At 53.6% G+C, this 1,669-nt stretch carries 2 protein-coding genes; both read left to right on the forward strand.

From position 1 onward, the window contains the following. The coding region (locus tag P4L78_RS10695; RefSeq protein WP_309328055.1) for an ankyrin repeat domain-containing protein at positions 1–795 on the forward strand (795 nt) is incomplete at its 5' end. A gap of 214 nt (positions 796–1,009) precedes the next feature. Beyond that, positions 1,010–1,669, forward strand: a 660-nt coding sequence (locus tag P4L78_RS10700) for a plasmid pRiA4b ORF-3 family protein (RefSeq protein ID WP_309328056.1), incomplete at its 3' end; no start/stop codon positions are given.

Consider the following 1,669-nt stretch of genomic DNA (forward strand, 5'->3'; position numbering starts at 1 on the left):
AGTGACTGCCTCCGATTTTTCGTGGCAAAGGGGGCAGACGTTAACGCCAAGCAGAAAGACGGAATGACGGCGCTCATGTGGGCATCGCTGTACGGCGATGTGGACTGTGTTAAAGATTTGATCTCCAACGGCGCGGATGTGAATGCTAAAGATAATTTGGGCGAGACGGCACTCACGGACGCATCCAATAGTTCGTACAAAAACGGCCTCGCCCCTGTTTTTGATGGCCCGTCAGATATGGTCACGATGTCTGAACGGTACTGGAACGCCTGTCGGTTCGCCACAAAGGAAGGCAAGTCTGCTTGCGTTAAGTTGCTTGCGGAGCATGGCGCTGATTTGACCGCAAGAAACGACTACCCGCAGTGGGCCTTCAAGGAGGCGCTCGGGATGCATGCAAAGACCGAAATGCAGCATATGGCAGATAAACACTGGTTCTTGTACTTCACGTGGTTTCGCAAAGGTGGCGACATAAAGTTTCAGGATTACATTCTCAGTGATAACGGCGCGATTGACATGCGTCGCAACATGTGGAACTTGGGCGTCCAATGGAATTCCGCCAGCATCACCAACAATGCTGCCTTTCGCGTTCTGCAATTGCTGCCGCCGCTGCCCACTGGGTTGAGCGAACCGACGAACGTTTCTCCATCCCGCCTTCTTATCGTGAGCCATCTTGAGAATAAGATGTGGATTACGAAATACTATGACCTCTATGAATTGCCCGTCGCTATCAAGTCGATGATAACCGCAGCGAGCAAAGGAAACCACCCAATGCCGCCTCTACCTGTGTTTCGTTAACGAAAGGCTCATTTATGGCCTTCAGCTCTGCGTTATTCCTGAACTGGCCAGGATGCGACGGCAAGTCTTAAGACATTTTTCTGGACAACACTGTCCTGAGCACTGCGTTCGACTTGGCCGAGGGCGATTTGACCCAACTATGTAGTAAAATAGCCCATGGTTCGCCGCCCCTACGACTGAACCGAATCGAGGATTTTTCAACGCGATGGCCACAATGCGTAACACCAATATTCAGGCAAACAAGATCGTCGAAGGCATGCGCGCCGAATCCGCCAAGATTCTGGCCGACGAGAAGCAGCCGATGAACATCGAGGCGCGTCTTGCAGCCTTGATGGTTGAACTGATCGGTAATGGAACTGCCGAGGTTACGAGGGCTGCAAGACCGACCGAGTCTGCCAGCAAACTTGCTAAGCCTGTTCGCCTTTGCCAATTCAAGGTGTCGCTTGATGGCATTCGACCGCAAATCTGGCGCAGGCTCGTCGTACCGCGCGACATACCCCTGGAGATGTTTCACGAACTTCTGCAGATCACAATGGGCTGGACCAACTCACATCTGCACAAGTTTGTCACGGCCGAGGGCACCAGCTTTCGGCTCGTCACCGACGACGGCTTTGACGGATTGGAAGAGGACGAGGCGGATGAAGATGGCGCTACGCTTGACATGCTTATTGCCGCGACGGGAGACAGCTTCCAGTACACATACGATTTCGGTGACGATTGGACGCACACAGTGAAACTGGAGAAAAGCTTGCCATTTTATGCCGTGCCGATGGCTCCGATCTGCCTCGACGGAGCCAATGCTGTGCCGCCAGAGGACTGCGGCGGCGTCTCTGGCTACCGCGATCTCCGCAAGGTGTTGGCGAACCCGAAGCAT

The organism is Silvimonas sp. (genome assembly GCF_031291215.1).
GTDB classification, from domain to species: Bacteria; Pseudomonadota; Gammaproteobacteria; order Burkholderiales; family Chitinibacteraceae; genus Silvimonas; species Silvimonas soli.